Genomic DNA, 16,425 nt, shown 5'->3' with positions numbered 1-16,425 from the left:
TTTTTAATCTAATTTGCTAGATTTGATGCTTCTATCTATTTATTCGTAAAAGAAAGCTTTTCTTCAGAAGAAAGCTAATCGCTTATTTGAAATTTTTCCCCTCTGTTGGATAGTCCCGTCTATCTATGTTATAATGAAAGAAGGATTTAAAATCAGAAAAGGAGTATTTATGCTTAAATTAGGTATCATTGGCACTGGCGATATCAGCCACCACTTCATAGAAGCAGCCCATGCTAGTGGGAAATACCAGCTGGTCGCAGTCTATTCTAGGAAACTTGAAACCGCAGCAACCTTTGCTTCTCGCTATCAGGATATCCAACTATTTGATCAATTAGAAGACTTCTTCAAGAGCTCCTTCGATGTAGTCTATATTGCCAGTCCAAACTCCTTGCATTTTGCTCAGGCAAAGGCTGCCTTGTCTGCAGGTAAACATGTCATTCTTGAAAAGCCAGCTGTCACTCAGCCACAAGACTGGCTTGGATTTGGTTCAAACAGCTGAAAAAAATCACTGTTTTATCTTTGAAGCAGCTCGTAATTACCATGAAAAAGCTTTCACTATCATCAAAAACTTTTTAGCAGACAAACAAATTTTGGGGGCAGATTTCAACTATGCCAAATATTCTTCCAAAATGCCTAACTTGTTGGCTGGGCATACGCCCAATGTCTTTTCAGAGCGTTTTGCTGGTGGAGCACTTATGGATTTGGGGATTTATCCTCTCTACGCTGCCGTTCGTCTCTTTGGAAAGGCTGAGGACGCAACCTACATGGCTCAACAGCTTGACAATAGCATGGACCTAAATGGAGACGGTATCCTCTTCTACCCTGACTTTCAAGTTCATATCAAGGCTGGGAAAAACATCACTTCCAATCTTCCTTGCGAAATTTACACAACAAATGGAACCTTGACCCTCAACACGATTGAGCATATTCGCTCAGCTATTTTTACCGACCACCAAGGCAATCAAGTCCAGCTCCCTATTCAACAGGCTCCTCATACGATGACTGAGGAAGTCACTGCATTTGCACACATGATTCAGCAACCAGACCAGACACTCTACCAGACTTGGCTGGATGATGCAGGCTCTGTTCATGAGCTACTATATACCATGCGCCAGACTGCTGGCATTAGATTTGAGGCAGAAAAATGAAAAGCAAACTACCTACTGAATGGCAAGAACTAAGTGACCAACTCGGTTTCCAAGAATTACCCCCATTCAAACTCAACTATTTGAGCCCATTCTTGCAGGAGAAAATCTTCTAGGAGTGAGCCCGACAGGAACCGGTAAGACCCTAGCTTACCTCCTACCAAGTCTTCTCAGACTACAAAAGAAAAAAGCGCAGCAACTCTTGATTCTAGCACCAAATACAGAGCTTGCTGGACAGATTTTTGATGTATGTAAAACGTGGGCTGAGACTATCGGCTTGACTCCCCAACTCTTCTTATCAGGTTCGAGCCAGAAACGCCAGATTGAACGCCTAAAAAAAGGACCAGAAATTCTGATTGGAACTCCTGGACGTATCTTTGAACTCATTAAATTGAAAAAAATCAAGATGATGAATGTGGAAACCATCATCCTGGATGAATTCGACCAATTGCTAGATGATTCTCAGATTCACTTTGTTGAGAAAATCACTCACTACGCACCGCGTGACCACCAACTCGTCTATATGAGTGCGACGACTAAGTTTGACCAAGAAAAGATTGCGCCAAACACACGTACCATTGATCTCTCTGACCAAAAACTAGATAACATCCAACATTTCTATATGCAGGTAGACCAACGTCACCGAGTGGATATACTACGAAAACTAGCTCATGTGGAGGATTTCCGCGGTCTGGTCTTCTTTAACAGCCTATCAGACCTTGGAAGTGCAGAGGAAAAACTACAGTATCGGGATATATTAGCTGTTTCCCTCGCTAGTGATGTTAATGTCAAATTTAGAAAAGTCATCTTAGAAAAGTTTAAAGACAAGCAACTAACCCTGCTTCTAGCAACAGACCTTTTGGCTCGAGGAATTGATATCGATAGCCTAGAATGTGTCGTAAACTTTGATATTCCTAGAGATATTGAAACCTACACTCACCGCGCTGGCCGTACAGGTCGCATGGGCAAGGAAGGTTATGTTATCACTCTCGTCACTCATCCAGAAGAACTTAAAAAACTCAAGAAATTTGTGAGCGTACGTGAAATTGTCTTGAAAAATCAAGAACTCTATATTAAATAAAGCCCCATTGCTCTATACACATCCAGTGTATGGAGCTTTTTTATAAGCAATTCAATTTTATACTCTTCAAAAATCTCTTCAAACCGCATTAGCTTCGCCTTGCCGTATGTATATGATACTGACTTCATCAGTCTTATCTGCAACCTCAAAACAGTGTTTTGACCTGACTTCGTCAGTCTTATCTACAACCTCAAAACAGTGTTTTGACCTGACTTCGTCAGTCTTATCTACAACCTCAAAACAGTGTTTTGAGCTGACTTCGTCAGTCTTATCTACAACCTCAAAACAGTGTTTTGAGCTGACTTCGTCAGTTCTATCTACAACCTCAAAACAGTGTTTTGACCTGACTTCGTCAGTCTTATCTGCAACCTCAATACCATGTTTTGAGCTGACTTCGTCAGTTCTATCTACAACCTCAAAACGGTGTTTTGAGCTGACTTCGTCAGTCTTATCTACAACCTCAAAACAGTGTTTTAAGCTGACTTCGTCAGTCTTATCTACAACCTCAAAACAGTGTTTTGAGCTGACTTCGTCAGTCTTATCTACAACCTCAAAAACATGTTTTGAGCAGCCTGCGGTTAGCTTCCTAGTTTGCTCTGTGATTTTCATTGAGTATTAGTTCAATATCTGAAAAAAAGAACCTTGCAATGCAAGATTCTTTTAGTGTCTGACTTAAATAATTGTTCTTCTGGGAACTAAATCGAATTAAGCTTCGATTTCTGTAACCATACCTGAACCAACAGTACGTCCACCCTCACGGATAGAGAATGTAGTACCTTGTTCTACGGCGATTGGGTGGATCAACTCAACGTCGATTGTCACGTTATCACCAGGCATTACCATTTCAGTACCTGCTGGAAGTTCGATTGAACCTGTAACGTCAGTAGTACGGAAGTAGAATTGTGGACGGTAGTTGTTGAAGAATGGAGTGTGACGTCCACCTTCTTCTTTAGTAAGGATGTAGACTTCACCTTTGAATTTAGTGTGTGGGTTGATTGAACCTGGTTTAGCGATAACTTGTCCACGTTCGATTTCATCACGTTGAACACCACGAAGAAGGACACCTACGTTATCTCCAAGCAAGACCTTCGTCAAGTTGTTTACGGAACATTTCAACACCAGTAACAACTGCTTTTTGAGTTTCTTCTTTGATACCAACGATTTCGATTTCGTCGTTGACTTTAACGATACCACGGTCGATACGTCCTGAAGCAACTGTACCACGTCCAGTGATTGAGAATACGTCCTCGACTGGAAGAAGCAATGGTTTGTCAGTGTCACGTTCTGGTTCTGGGATGTACTCATCAACTGTGTTCATCAATTCCATAACGATGTCTTCGTATTTAGAGTCACCTTCAAGGGCTTTAAGAGCTGAACCTTGGATAACTGGAAGATCGTCACCTGGGAAGTCATATTCTGACAATAGGTCACGGATTTCCATTTCAACCAATTCAAGCAATTCTTCGTCGTCAACCAAGTCAACTTTGTTCATGAAGACGATAAGGTGTTTAACACCAACCTGACGTGAAAGAAGGATGTGCTCACGAGTTTGTGGCATTGGTCCGTCAGTTGAAGCTACTACAAGGATAGCTCCGTCCATTTGAGCGGCACCAGTGATCATGTTTTTAACGTAGTCCGCGTGTCCTGGAGCGTCGATGTGAGCGTAGTGACGTTTTTCAGTTTCGTACTCAACGTGTGCAGTGTTGATAGTGATACCGCGTTCGCGTTCTTCTGGAGCAGCATCGATAGACGCATAGTCTTTAGGTTGGTTAACTGATGAAGGCAAGCGACGTGCCAAAACAGTTGTGATAGCTGCAGTTAGGGTAGTTTTACCGTGGTCAACGTGTCCGATAGTACCAATATTAACGTGTGGTTTACTACGATCGTATTTTTCTTTTGCCATTTGAGTAAAAGCCTCCAATAAAATATATTTTATAGATAGACAGTAGGCAATACAGTCTAACTTTCCTTACTATTTTATCAAATTTCAGCTAAATTGCAAGTGTTTTACAACGTTTTTGTGAATTATTCTTGGTAAAAATTTAACTAACTAATAGAAAGTACTAAATAGACTTATCCTTAAAGGAGTTTTCAGCATTATTCATCCACTCACTTGCTGAAAATGTAAACAATCTCTGGTTTATACTACAAAAGCAAACTAGGAAGTTAGGTAAAAGTTACTCACAACATCGGTTTAATACTCTTCGAAAATCTCTTCAAACCACGTCAGCATCGCCTTACCTTAGGTATAGTTGAGACTGGTCAAAAAGTCTTTGCAATCAGAAAAACATATAGTATCAGGTCTTGAGAGAAACCTTGGTACTATGCGTTTTATTGTGGGGAGATTTACTTCATTTTTTCCTAAAGTCGAGTTTTTGCCCAACCTCTTCATCTACAACCTCAAAACACTATTTTGAGCTGACTTCGTCAGTTCTATCTACAACCTCAAAGCAGTGCTTTGAGCAACCTGCGGCTAGCTTCTTAGTTTGCCCTTTGATTTTCATTGAGTATAAAATTGCAGATAAAACGATAACAATCATAGGACTCAGCAGAGTCAATGTAGGTCGAAGAATAGCCCCCCTAATCGCTTATTTTATAGCAAAATGAAATAGAAACTGAACATTTTGTTGAGGAAGGTAAATCAATTCCTCACAATGTTTGAGAAAGAAGGGAGGACTATTCCAACTTCAACCCACTATAAAGCAGACTTACAAGATAGGGAACCCATCTCCGATAATATTCCGATAATATATAGTAGAATGAAAACTGCACAATTTGATTGGAGAATTCAAACCAATTTCTAACAATGTTTTAGAAACAAGGGTCTATTATTTCAACTGCAACCTACTATAGCCCATTGAAGCTGGAATAGCCCACTGAGACTTCTAAACCACTGTTGGAGAGGAGTTTGTTTAGAGTTTCTTTCATTTCCCTAAAAAATCAAAAAGAGAGAACCAGTCTGATCCTCTCTTACTTATAGATGGTGTTCACTCAAATGTTAAAGGAGCTATTTCTTAGAGATAAAGGAATTTGAATACAGCTACTGCCGCAATTGCTGCTGCGATAGGTGCTACTACTGGTACCCAAGAATACCACCATTTTGAATCGCCTTTATGCTCACCAAGAACTGATTTTGGAAGGAAAGCATGAAGGAGACGTGGTCCCAAGTCACGGGCTGGGTTCAAGGCAGGTCCTGTAGGTCCTCCAAGTGATGTTACCAAAGCCATAACGAGGAATCCAAGTGCCAAGTGAGCCACAGAAAGTCCTGAAGCAGTGTGTGGAGCCACCTGTGCTTTAATAGCCAAGTCAGAAAAATCAACTGTTTGTCCTGCTTCTATTGCCTTTTGTTTCATGAATTGAAGCACTTCAGCACCAAAGAAGTTTTTAGTCAAACCAAGAGCTGCAAAGAACAAAACAAATGAACCAACAAACTCATTAATCAAACCATTGACAGTTGCTGCATAGCGACTTTCTTTTGTACCATGGTCAATACTTGAAATAGTTGAGAAAGTTCCCAAGATGTTATTTGGGTTTTCAGTTTTCAAGTAGAATGGACGGTATGTTGCCACAACTAAGGCTTGGCCAAAGATAGCCCCCAAGACTTGCGCGATAATGTAAGGTACCACTTGTGCCCAAGGGAAAAGACCGCTAACTGCAAGCCCTAGAGTGAAAGCAGGGTTGATGTGATTCCCAGATACGTTACCAAACATCAAGGCTGGGATCATAACCCCCATACCATAACCAACAGCGATGACAATCCAGCCACTTTGGTGACCTTTCGTACCTTTAAGTTCAACGTTGGCAACTGCACCATTCCCAAGAATGATCAAAATGGCAGTTCCCAAAAATTCAGTGGCATACTTCAGTGCCCATGTGAAATCCATTTGCTAGATTCTCCTTAAAATTTTTTAGATATTCCTTATTTTATCAATTTTTACCCTATTTAGCAACTGATTTCTGGAAATATTTTAAAAAAATAGGATTCATAGTTTCCCAGTTCAACGGACTTGTAAGCGTTTTTATTCTTCACGAAAGATCTCGTTCTCAAAACCAGGAAAAAAGCCCACATCTGTGAGCTTTTCCTTGTTCCTAGATTCTAAAATCTATTATTTTTCATCTTCTTTTTTCTTGAAGAATCCTAATCCTAGACCAGCTAACAAGGTCATGATACCAGCACTAGCCAAGGTAGCATTAGCTTCTGTACCTGTGTTTGGCAATTCCTCTCTCTTACCTGTCTCATAAGTCGGAACTTCTGGGTCTGGATTCACTGGAGTTTCAGTTTTTGGAGTACCTGGTTCTGGAGTTGACTCTGGTATTGGAGTCTCTTGATTTGGTAGTTCTGGGTTTGGTGTCGGAACACTTGGATGCTCTGGATTTGGTTGTGGGATTGGTTTTTCTGGAGTAGGTTCACCTGGAGTACCTGGTTCTGGAGTTGGTTTATCTGGTGTTGATAAACGGTCATACCTTACCAAAATAGTCGTACCTTTTGAATCTGCTGTTACTTCTGCATTCGATACTTTTGGTAAATCTGGTTTACCATAATTTTCAATTTCTGGCGATACGACTTCGTCCCAGTTGCCTGTTGTCCATTCACCTTCTGTCACGACTTTCGTCACTTTATTACGCTTGTTGGTTCTTGTTAATTCAACTGTTTGCGTAACTGGGCTAGCTACTTCTGTTGTTTCATCAGTCGCATCTACATACTTGATGGTACGGGTAACAGTTTTGCTTTCTTTAATATCTTCTGTAGCTTGCGGATATTTCACTACTTCGGTTGTATCTGTAGTTGTTGACGTTACAGTTGCTTCTGCTACAGTTGCCTTATCTGGGGCGTCATAGTTGGTTACAGTTGGAGAGTCTTGAGAACCCCATGTACCTGTTGACCAGTCTCCTGCTGTTACTTTACCTGTCACTTTATTACGCTTGTTGGTTCTTGTTAGTTCAACTGTTTGCGTAACTGGGCTACCTACTTCTGTTGTTTCATCAGTCGCATCTATATACTTGATGGTACGGGTAACAGTTTTGCTTTCTTTAACATCTTCTGTAGCTTGTGGGTATTTCACTACTTCGGTTGTATCTGTAGTTGTTGATGTTACAGCTGTTTCCGCTACAGTTGCCTTATCTGGAGCGTCATAGTTGGTTACAGTTAGAGAGTCTTGAGAACCCCATGTACCTGTTGACCAGTCTCCTGCTGTCACGACTTTCGTCACTTTATTACGCTTGTTGGTTCGCGTTAAGGTGACGCTTTGCGTAACTGGTGTTGCCACTTCTTTTGTTTCGTTGGCTTTATCGACATACTTGATGGTACGGGTAACAGTTCTGCTTTCTTTAACATCTTCTGTAGCTTGTGGGTATTTCACTACTTCGGTTGTATCTGTAGTTGTTGATGTTACAGCTGTTTCCGCTACAGTTGCCTTATCTGGGGCGTCATAGTTAGTGACTGTTGGAGAGGCTTGGGTCGCCCATGTACCTGTTGACCAGTCTCCTTCTGTTACTTTACCTGTCACTTTGTTACGCTTGTTGGTTCTTGTTAGTTCAACTGTTTGCGTAACTGGGCTAGCTACTTCTGTTGTTTCATCAGTCGCATCTACATACTTGATGGTACGGGTAACAGTTTTGGTTTCTTGAACATCTTCTATAGCTTGCGGATATTTCACAACGATTGTCTCATCTGTGCTTGCGGATGTGACGGTCGCAGAAGAAACCGTAGCTGTTTCGGCTGGACCATAGTTTTCTACTGATGGTGAAACTTTTTCGTCCCAGTTGCCTGTTGACCAAGTTCCTTCTGTCACGACTTTCGTCACTTTATTACGCTTGTTAGTTCTTGTTAATTCAACTGTTTGCGTAACTGGGCTAGCTACTTCGGTTGTTTCGTTGGCTTTATCGACATACTTGATGGTACGGGTAACAGTTTTAGTTTCTTTAACATCTTCTGTAGCTTGCGGATATTTCACAACGACTGTCTCATCTTTGCTTACTGATGTGACGGTCGCAGAAGAAACCGTAGCTGTTTCGGCTGGACCATAGTTTTCTACTGATGGTGAAACTTTTTCGTCCCAGTTTCCTGTTGTCCATTCACCGTAGGTTACAACTCCTGTTACCTTGTTCTCAGTTTTTGTACGGCTTAAGGTTACAGGTTGAACAACATCTTCTTTGACAGTTTGGTTCGTAACTTTATCAACGTAATGAATGGTACGCGTTATAGTCTTCGTCTCAGTAGTGGTGGCTGTTTTAGGAACCACTGTTTCCTCAACATTCTCACGGTAGTAGTAGTTAACGGTTGCACCGTCTTCTGGTACAGTTCCTGTGGCATTTTCAGGAGTTGCTACCAAGGTGTATGTTGTTTTCCTTGTGATAACTCGGTCTTCTTTGTCCTCAGTTGTTGTTTTTCCTTCAATAACTTTTGCTTCTGTAGTATACTCAGAACCTATCGCTAAATCAGCTTGTACAACAGACTCTGCCAACTTCTCTTGGGTACCTTCTTTATAGTAATTGGCTGTTACTGTAGCAGTAGTAGGCGCTTCACGTTCCTCATATACATAAGTTACCGTTCTTACCCCGCTTACGATATTTCCTTCAGTAGGGGCAGAATTTTCCCCCAAATCTCTTTTGACTCTATAATGTTTCCCATTAGTCGTTGAGATAGTGCTGAGTTTTTTATCTGTGACATTATAGCTAGTACCAATCAGTTGTTTTTTATTGGTAATGTAGGTTCCGTCACTTTCTTTTTCTCCAATTCCAGTATCATTTTTCAATGATAGCAAATGCCCTTGTTCATCAACATAGCGAACTTTCACATTTCCTGAGATTAGTTCTGCCAATTCTGAGGTTTTCTTCTTTTTCTTGATTTCTTCGGTTATTTTCTTTTTCTCTTCTTCGGGAATATTTAGTTTTGGAATGATTTTTTCAACAACGGTTCGTGATGGTTCCACAGTATCTTGGATGACTGAAAAGTCAGCGAGAATTGGAAGATTATACTGAACACGGTGACTTTGAGGATTTACCCCTACTCTGTCATTATTCTCTGAAAATACTTGTACGGTATAAGAAACAACATCTTTTGCTAATAAAACATCCCCAGTAGAGAAGTAGCCACCTTTTCCTAGATTGCTATCTCCAGGACCCACTGCGTCCTTAATCTTATCAGATAGTTGTTTATCAGTCAGTACATTCGTTCGCACAATTCCTTTGTCTACCCCTACAAAGTGTGAGAAATGTTTGAAGTCTTCAGAATCAGATCTAGCCCAACCTTTATTAAGGTTATTTGCTTTTGTATTTGTATTGTCTCTCTCAAAGGTTTGGGAATCAACACCATATGTATCTGCACTTGCAGTTGCTTCTATATCTGACCCTTGAATACCTGCTTCCTTACTACCATTTCTAGCGGCGAGATAGGTGTATTTTTCTGTTTCTACTTCTAGCTGATCATCCTTAACATGATAGGTAATTTTCTTAGCACCTGGTATAAGAGTCCTCAGTAGTTTATATACTCTGTCATCAGCTTTAGCTGGAGGAGTGCTTGAGTTTAGCCAAGTTGGGGTATTAGGAGTATCTTTATCAGCAACTTTCAATAAATTATTTAATTCGTTTGATAGCTTTGAAGTTGACTGAGATGTGCTTGTGAATGTTTTTCCCCACTCTGAATCTCTTTCTTTTGATTTTTCTATACTTAAGAAGTCTTCCGTAACATTTAATACAATATCGCCTTGTTTTTTAACTTCTTCCCTAGCTTCTGCTTCCAATTGATTGTACAGTTTGGTATCTTCTTCTGTATAATATCTTCTGGGTTTACGGTGTAATGGAGTAAATTTTATTTTCTCATTACGAATTTTATTAACACGAGATTTAAACTCATCTTTAAAAAATTTGGAAATTTGGAAATTCGCCAGTTCTACATTTAAACCTTTTTTGTACAAGTTTTCATTTTGAACGATTTCGGCTACACGGTGAATGGTTTCATCGTATACCGTCTTCTCTTGGCCAGCAGTATCCTTAGTTTTAATGACTACTCGATAGGTTCCTTTAGAACCATTAATATCTGAGATATATCCTGTCACAAATTCCACACGAACACGGCTTCCGAAGCCAGGAGAAAAGGCAGTAAACTGCTTCTCTATCCCATTATATCCAACTACACCTGGAGAATATTTATTATACTTATCTTTTTCTAAAAATGGGAGATTCTTAAATTCGGTGGAGTTCTTATTAGCACGTTCATTTTGAGCACGTGGATCATACTTCGAATTATCTGAAACCGTCTCGTCACGATTAGCTCGTGTACGTCCTTTAACAAGCATAAGCATGTATTTAAAACGACGGTCTAATGCTTGTTCGTGCACAAAGATGTTATCTAAGGCATCTGCCCCAAGCATACCACCTTGTTCAATCGTACCATCTTCTTTCTTATACCAACCTGTAAAGTAACCATCTGCATTTTTCTTACCAATAACGAATTTACCTGGTCTGCCATCTTTACCTGCAATCGCTGTCCATCCACCGAAAGAATCAAGTTCTCTTATTTCACCATCTTGTAATTTATCTCCTGTACCATCTTCACTGACTTTGCCGTTTTTAAATCTAAGAGCATCCCCAAGGGTGTTCATACTACGCAAGTAAGAACGTTCATTATTTTGGAAGTCGTCTGGCATATTTTTTACAATATCCCATAATTGTTCGAGAGTCAGATTTTCCTTAGGAGTATCAAATTTCAGATGGGCATTCTTATCATCCCCACCTGTCTCTCCATCTTTAGGCACAATGACCCGGGCTGGTGTTCTTTTACTGTGTCACCCTTACGATTGGCATCCAGTAAATCTGAATCAGTATCTGCTGTGTCTGAACCTCCCTCATTTCCAGAAGTCGGCTCTGATTCAGTTCCTGTAGCTCCATTCGATGAATCACTTGACTCCCCATCAGCTAATTCTCTTTTACTACGAGTACGAGGTTTCGTACTTTCTGGAGTTACTAGCGGATTGTCAGCTACGGGAGCATTATAGGTGTTTGCTGCTGCATCAGTATGACTGAGGTCAGTCTTGTTTTCTGGCTCTCCAATTCCAGACTGTCCTGGATCTGTCGGGTTTGCTGTCCTCTCAGCTTCCCTCGCTGACTCCACGCCCTCAGCATGAGCAATCCCAGCTCCCATCAAAAGATAGAGCGCCCCAATGACAACACTAGCTGCACCGACACTCACTTTTCGAATACTGTATTTTAATTGTTTTTCTGGACTATTCATGACTACCTCCATATATATATATATATCAAAAGATATATATTATAACAGATCTTATATAATAATCCTCATTTTAAATTATACAACGAATAAGGTTTAATTTCAATTTTTTAGAGACTACAAATAGGATAAACTTGACTTGTCATTTCGGTTTGTAATTAACACACTTAAATCAAAATTATGAATAGTACAGTCTTCTTCGCTCATTGACTAAAAACTTATGCTACCGTTTTACTAAAATGCTAAAAAGTGCTATAATGTGAACGGTTAAAACAATTTACAAAAAGGAGAATTTTAATGTCTTACCAAGAAAATTACCAGAAATGGGTTGATTTTGCGGAGCTTCCTGACTATCTTCGTCAAGATTTGGAAAATATGGACGAAAAAACAAAGGAAGATGCCTTCTATACAAATCTTGAATTTGGTACTGCAGGTATGCGTGGCTTGATTGGTGCTGGTACAAACCGCATCAACATCTACGTTGTTCGTCAAGCTACTGAAGGATTGGCTCGTTTGATTGAGTCAAAAGGTGGAAACGAGAAAGAACGCGGTGTAGCAATCGCCTACGATAGCCGTCACTTCTCACCTGAGTTTGCCTTTGAATCTGCGGCAGTTCTTGCTAAACACGGTATCAAATCTTATGTATTTGAAAGCCTTCGTCCAACTCCAGAACTCTCATTTGCAGTTCGTCACCTCAACTGTTTCGCGGGTATCATGGTCACAGCCAGTCACAACCCTGCACCATTTAACGGTTACAAGGTTTACGGTGAAGACGGTGGACAAATGCCTCCACACGACGCAGACGCTTTGACTACTTATATCCGTGCAATCGAAAACCCATTTGCGGTAGAAGTTGCTGATGTGGAATCTGAAAAAGCTTCTGGCTTGATTGAAGTTATCGGCGAAGCTGTCGATGTGGAATACCTCAAAGAAGTGAAGGACGTTAACATCAACCCAGCCTTGATTGAAGAATTTGGTAAAGACATGAAGATTGTCTACACACCACTTCATGGTACTGGTGAAATGTTGGCTCGTCGTGCTCTTGCCCAAGCAGGATTTGACTCTGTTCAAGTCGTTGAAGCGCAAGCAACTGCTGACCCAGACTTCTCAACTGTAAAATCTCCAAACCCAGAAAGCCAAGCAGCCTTTGCACTTGCTGAAGAACTTGGTCGTCAAGTTGGTGCAGATGTTCTTGTGGCAACTGACCCTGATGCTGACCGTGTTGGTGTTGAAGTTCTTCAAAAAGATGGTAGCTACCTCAACCTTTCAGGTAACCAAATCGGTGCTATCATGGCAAAATACATCTTGGAAGCCCACAAAAACGCTGGAACTCTTCCTGAAAATGCAGCCCTTTGCAAATCGATCGTATCAACTGACTTGGTAACGAAGATTGCTGAAAGCTACGGCGCAACCATGTTCAACGTTCTGACTGGTTTCAAATTCATCGCTGAAAAAATCCAAGAATTCGAAGAAAAACACAATCACACATACATGATGGGATTTGAAGAAAGCTTCGGTTACTTGATTAAACCATTCGTACGTGATAAAGACGCTATCCAAGCCGTTCTTGTCGTTGCTGAACTTGCTGCCTACTACCGTTCACGTGGTTTGACCCTTGCTGACGGTATCGAAGAAATCTATAAAGAGTACGGCTATTATGCAGAAAAGACAATCTCTGTTACCCTTTCAGGTGTCGATGGTGCTGAACAAATCAAAGCGATTATGGCTAAATTCCGTAACAATGCTCCAAAAGAATGGAACGCAACGGCTATCACTGTCGTAGAAGACTTTAAAGCTCAAACTGCTACTGCAGCTGACGGTACTGTTACAAACTTGACAACTCCTCCAAGTGATGTGTTGAAATATACACTTGCTGACGGTTCATGGATTGCTGTTCGCCCTTCAGGTACAGAACCAAAAATCAAGTTCTACATTGCAGTTGTAGGGGAAACAAACGAAGAATCACAAGCTAAAATTGCTAACATCGAAGCAGAAATCAATGCTTTTGTAAAATAAAGTCCTATAAAAGATGAGACAAACCAATCTCATCTTTTTTTCGTATCAAATCTAAGCAATTTTAGAAACTTTATGGCATACTAGACTTATCAATGAAAGCGAGGTAATCTCATGGAACAATTTTTAGATAACATCAAAGACCTTGAAGTCACTACAGTTGCGCGTGCGCAAGAAGCTCTTGATAAAAAAGAAACTGCAACCTTCTTTATCGGTCGCAAAACTTGCCCTTACTGCCGTAAATTTGCAGGTACATTGTCAGGTGTCGTAGCTGAAACCAAAGCCCACATCTACTTCATCAACAGTGAAGAAGCAAGCCAACTCAATGAGTTGCAAGCATTCCGCTCACGCTATGGAATCCCAACTGTACCAGGATTTGTTCACGTTGCGGATGGACAAATCAATGTCCGTTGCGACTCTTCAATGTCAGCACAAGAAATCAAAGATTTCGCAGGATTGTAAAAAATCAGCTAACAAGTCTTAAAATCACAAAAACGCATAATATAAGGTGCCAGAAAACCTTGATATTATGCGTTTTATTGTTCCTAAAACAGTTACATCAGCATTTCATTACAGAACATTTTAATTTTGGAAGTCAAATCAATTTTTAACAATGGTTTAGAAATCACAGTGGGCTATTCCATATTCAATTATCCAGATTCAATCGCTATTATCGTTTTCCTAGATTACAAAAAACTGCGTTTTGCTAATCAAAACGCAGTCTCAGCCACTATTTTATCTTACTGTCCTTCTTTTACTTCTTTGGTTGCTACATCTTCTCCAAACCATTTTTGGCTGATTTCTTGGAACTTGCCGTCCTTGTAAAGACTAGAAAAAGCTTCATTTATCTTCTTAACCAGAGTTGTATCTTCCTTACGGGCTCCAACCGCAAAAGCTTCTGTTTCTAGTCCAACTGTAAAGACATTATAATCGTTTAAAACACCTTCTGCTTCTAAATAATAATTTGCATAGACACGGTCAATCAATAGACCATCAATTCGATCATTTTTCAAATCAATCAAGGCTTCATTAAAGGTTTGGTATTGATTCGCTTCCTTATTAGCGACAATATCCTTTAAAATCGCTGGGTTTGCTTCAAAGTCCGCATAACCAGATGAACCAGCTTGAGCTCCTAATGTCTTTCCATCCATATCCTTTGCAGTCGTGATACCAGATGATTTCTTGGTCACCAATACCTGCTCATTCTTCATATATGAGTTACTGAATGCTACCTTTTCACGGCGTTCGTCGGTAGCGGAATAGCCATTCCAAATCAGATCAATCGTTCCTTTTGTCAATTCAGCTTCTTTCAAATCCCAATCAATCGGTTGCCAGTTTACTGTGATTCCGTATTTTTCAAAAACAGCTGTAGCTAAATCAATATCAAATCCTGCATAAGAACCATCTTTCTGAGCAAATCCCATTGGAACAAAAGTGCTATCAAATCCAATAGTAATAGACTTGTTAGACTCGTACTTAGACCAATTATCTCCACTAGTTTCGCTAGTATTTTTCCCACAAGCTACTAAGAACAAAGCAGTCATCAGACTGACTAATACAAGCATCCATTTTTTCATCCATTTTTCCTCCTATTTAGGTTCTACTTTCAATAATACATCTGCGATATTTTCAGCAAACTGCAAATCATGGGTTACCACAATCTGGGTCATGCCAAGTTCCCTATTTTGCAAGATCAGTTTTTCCACTTCCAAGCGTAATTCTGGATCCAGGGCAGAAGTTGGTTCATCGTATCCAATGATTTCTGGGTCAATCATCATAGCACGCGCCAAAGCCACCCGCTGCTTTTGCCCACCAGATAGCGAGAAAGGATAGGCATCTGCGTGTCCTCCTAATCCTAACTGTTCCAAGAGTCCACTCGCCTTCTTCTCAGCCTCCTCCTGCTTCATTCCCATGGTCTTCACAGGCGATAAGGTCAAATTGTCCAGAACTGATAAATGAGGGAACAGTTGAAAATCTTGGAAGACAAATCCCAGTAGATTGCGCTTCTGTAATTCATCCAGCTCTAAGGAATCTCCATTATAAAAGATTTGCCCTGAATCAATAGTTTCAAGACCTGCAAGCATACGTAAAAGAGTTGTCTTACCTCCACCAGAAGGTCCAACGATAGCCAGGATTTGCTTTTCAGGAATACTTAGACTGAAATTAGACAGGATTTGTTTATCTCCAAAGACTTTATTGATATTTCGTAATTCTAACATGGCAGCCTCCTATCTATAATAACTATACTTCTTCTCAACTTTTTTGGAAATAATTGTCACAATCCCAATCAAAATCAAGTAAATGGCTCCTGCCAAGAACATAGGAACCAGACTAGCATCACGGTTGGCAGCTGTTCGACTAGCCAAGATAAGATCAGAAATTCCTAGAGCATAGACCAGAGAGGTATCCTTGACCAAACTCATAACTTCGTTAAAGACACTAGGAAGAACAATCTTGGTCACTTGGGGCAAGATAATATAGCGCACTGTGTCAAAAGGGCTAAACTTCAAGACCTTGGCTGCCTCATACTGTCCTCTTGGAATAGTGTCAATTCCCCCACGGAAAATTTCTGCAAAGTAAGCCGCATAATTCAAAACAAAGGCAATAATAGCTGCAGGAAGGCGGTCTAAACGAATCCCAATTTGGGAGCACATAATAAATAAAAATCAATTGCAAGAGCAAGGGGGTGCCACGCATAACCCAGATGTAAATGTTAATCAGATAATGGAGGGGCTTCCAATGGACTTGCAAGGCAAAGGCAATCAAAACGCCCAAAGGAATCGAAAATAGCAAGACCAGTGCAAAGACCTGTACAGTCGTGCTCGCACCATTCAGTAAACTCGGTAATATCTCAAATAAATAAGACATACTGCACCTCCTAAAAGTAATTGTTCCTATTATAGCATGAATAAACAAAATAACCAACCATTTTTGCAAAAAAATTCTATCATATACAA

The 16,425-nt window shown here is 40.3% G+C and carries 9 protein-coding genes and 7 pseudogenes; 4 read left to right on the top strand and 12 right to left on the bottom strand.

Annotated features, from left to right (window positions below):
- The first annotated feature begins 169 nt into the window (after nt 1-169).
- A pseudogene (locus QMQ21_RS05010) lies at nt 170-1,148 on the top strand (Gfo/Idh/MocA family protein).
- Nucleotides 1,145-2,226 (top strand): annotated as a pseudogene (locus QMQ21_RS05005) (DEAD/DEAH box helicase). Before QMQ21_RS05010 ends, QMQ21_RS05005 begins: the two co-directional pseudogenes overlap by 4 nt.
- 78 nt (nt 2,227-2,304) lie before the next feature.
- On the opposite strand, the gene QMQ21_RS05000 reads toward QMQ21_RS05005, so the two are convergent.
- The 9 genes and pseudogenes from QMQ21_RS05000 to QMQ21_RS04965 form a co-directional block, all read right to left on the bottom strand.
- A complete protein-coding gene (locus QMQ21_RS05000) occupies nt 2,305-2,835 on the bottom strand; it encodes a hypothetical protein (RefSeq protein ID WP_261814009.1) in 531 nt (176 codons plus the stop codon).
- Nucleotides 2,836-2,931: 96 nt separating this feature from the next.
- A pseudogene (tuf, locus tag QMQ21_RS04995) lies at nt 2,932-4,129 on the bottom strand (elongation factor Tu).
- Between the two features lie 505 nt (nt 4,130-4,634).
- The gene (locus QMQ21_RS04990; protein WP_261814008.1) at nt 4,635-4,766 is read right to left on the bottom strand and encodes a hypothetical protein; all 132 of its coding nucleotides are present in this window, start codon (nt 4,764-4,766) and stop codon (nt 4,635-4,637) included.
- A 474-nt stretch (nt 4,767-5,240) separates the two neighbouring features.
- Complete coding sequence (gene gla / locus QMQ21_RS04985) at nt 5,241-6,110, bottom strand: aquaglyceroporin Gla (RefSeq protein WP_000348125.1); 870 nt, start codon at nt 6,108-6,110, stop codon at nt 5,241-5,243.
- A gap of 222 nt (nt 6,111-6,332) precedes the next feature.
- Entirely contained in the window at nt 6,333-6,965 is a 633-nt protein-coding gene (locus QMQ21_RS19280) for a mucin-binding protein (protein WP_345774401.1), read from the bottom strand.
- A gap of 24 nt (nt 6,966-6,989) precedes the next feature.
- Nucleotides 6,990-8,099, bottom strand: a pseudogene (locus tag QMQ21_RS19275) (mucin-binding protein); the annotation flags it as partial.
- Nucleotides 8,100-8,141: 42 nt separating this feature from the next.
- Nucleotides 8,142-8,468: pseudogene (locus tag QMQ21_RS04975) on the bottom strand (mucin-binding protein); the annotation flags it as partial.
- Nucleotides 8,426-9,541 (bottom strand): annotated as a pseudogene (locus QMQ21_RS04970) (MucBP domain-containing protein). The pseudogenes QMQ21_RS04970 and QMQ21_RS04975, both read right to left, overlap by 43 nt.
- A 1,392-nt stretch (nt 9,542-10,933) precedes the next feature.
- Nucleotides 10,934-11,458, bottom strand: a complete 525-nt coding sequence (locus QMQ21_RS04965; protein ID WP_261814006.1) for a YSIRK-type signal peptide-containing protein — start codon at nt 11,456-11,458, stop codon at nt 10,934-10,936.
- A gap of 294 nt (nt 11,459-11,752) precedes the next feature.
- Here QMQ21_RS04965 and QMQ21_RS04960 point away from each other — a divergent pair, with 294 nt between their 5' ends.
- Nucleotides 11,753-13,471 carry a phospho-sugar mutase gene (locus QMQ21_RS04960; protein WP_000121691.1) on the top strand — a complete coding sequence of 573 codons (1,719 nt, stop codon included), beginning with the start codon at nt 11,753-11,755 and terminating at the stop codon, nt 13,469-13,471.
- Between the two features lie 111 nt (nt 13,472-13,582).
- Nucleotides 13,583-13,930 (top strand): DUF6568 family protein, encoded by a 348-nt coding sequence (locus tag QMQ21_RS04955; RefSeq protein ID WP_000434638.1) that lies wholly within the window; start codon nt 13,583-13,585, stop codon nt 13,928-13,930.
- Between the two features lie 278 nt (nt 13,931-14,208).
- Here the strand turns inward: QMQ21_RS04955 and QMQ21_RS04950 are convergent, their stop codons facing one another.
- The 3 genes and pseudogenes from QMQ21_RS04950 to QMQ21_RS04940 all read right to left on the bottom strand — a co-directional run bounded on the left by QMQ21_RS04950 (nt 14,209) and on the right by QMQ21_RS04940 (nt 16,336).
- A complete protein-coding gene (locus QMQ21_RS04950) occupies nt 14,209-15,045 on the bottom strand; it encodes an amino acid ABC transporter substrate-binding protein (RefSeq protein ID WP_000759194.1) in 837 nt (278 codons plus the stop codon).
- A 12-nt stretch (nt 15,046-15,057) separates the two neighbouring features.
- On the bottom strand, nt 15,058-15,687 hold the full coding sequence (locus QMQ21_RS04945; RefSeq protein WP_000891768.1) for an amino acid ABC transporter ATP-binding protein: 630 nt from the start codon (nt 15,685-15,687) through the stop codon (nt 15,058-15,060).
- 9 nt (nt 15,688-15,696) lie between these two features.
- A pseudogene (locus QMQ21_RS04940) lies at nt 15,697-16,336 on the bottom strand (amino acid ABC transporter permease).
- Nucleotides 16,337-16,425: the final 89 nt, after the last annotated feature.

It is taken from the genome of Streptococcus bouchesdurhonensis (assembly GCF_948472335.1).
The sequence above is the reverse complement of the archived record's forward strand: the minus strand, read 5'-3'. Positions and strand labels throughout refer to the sequence as shown.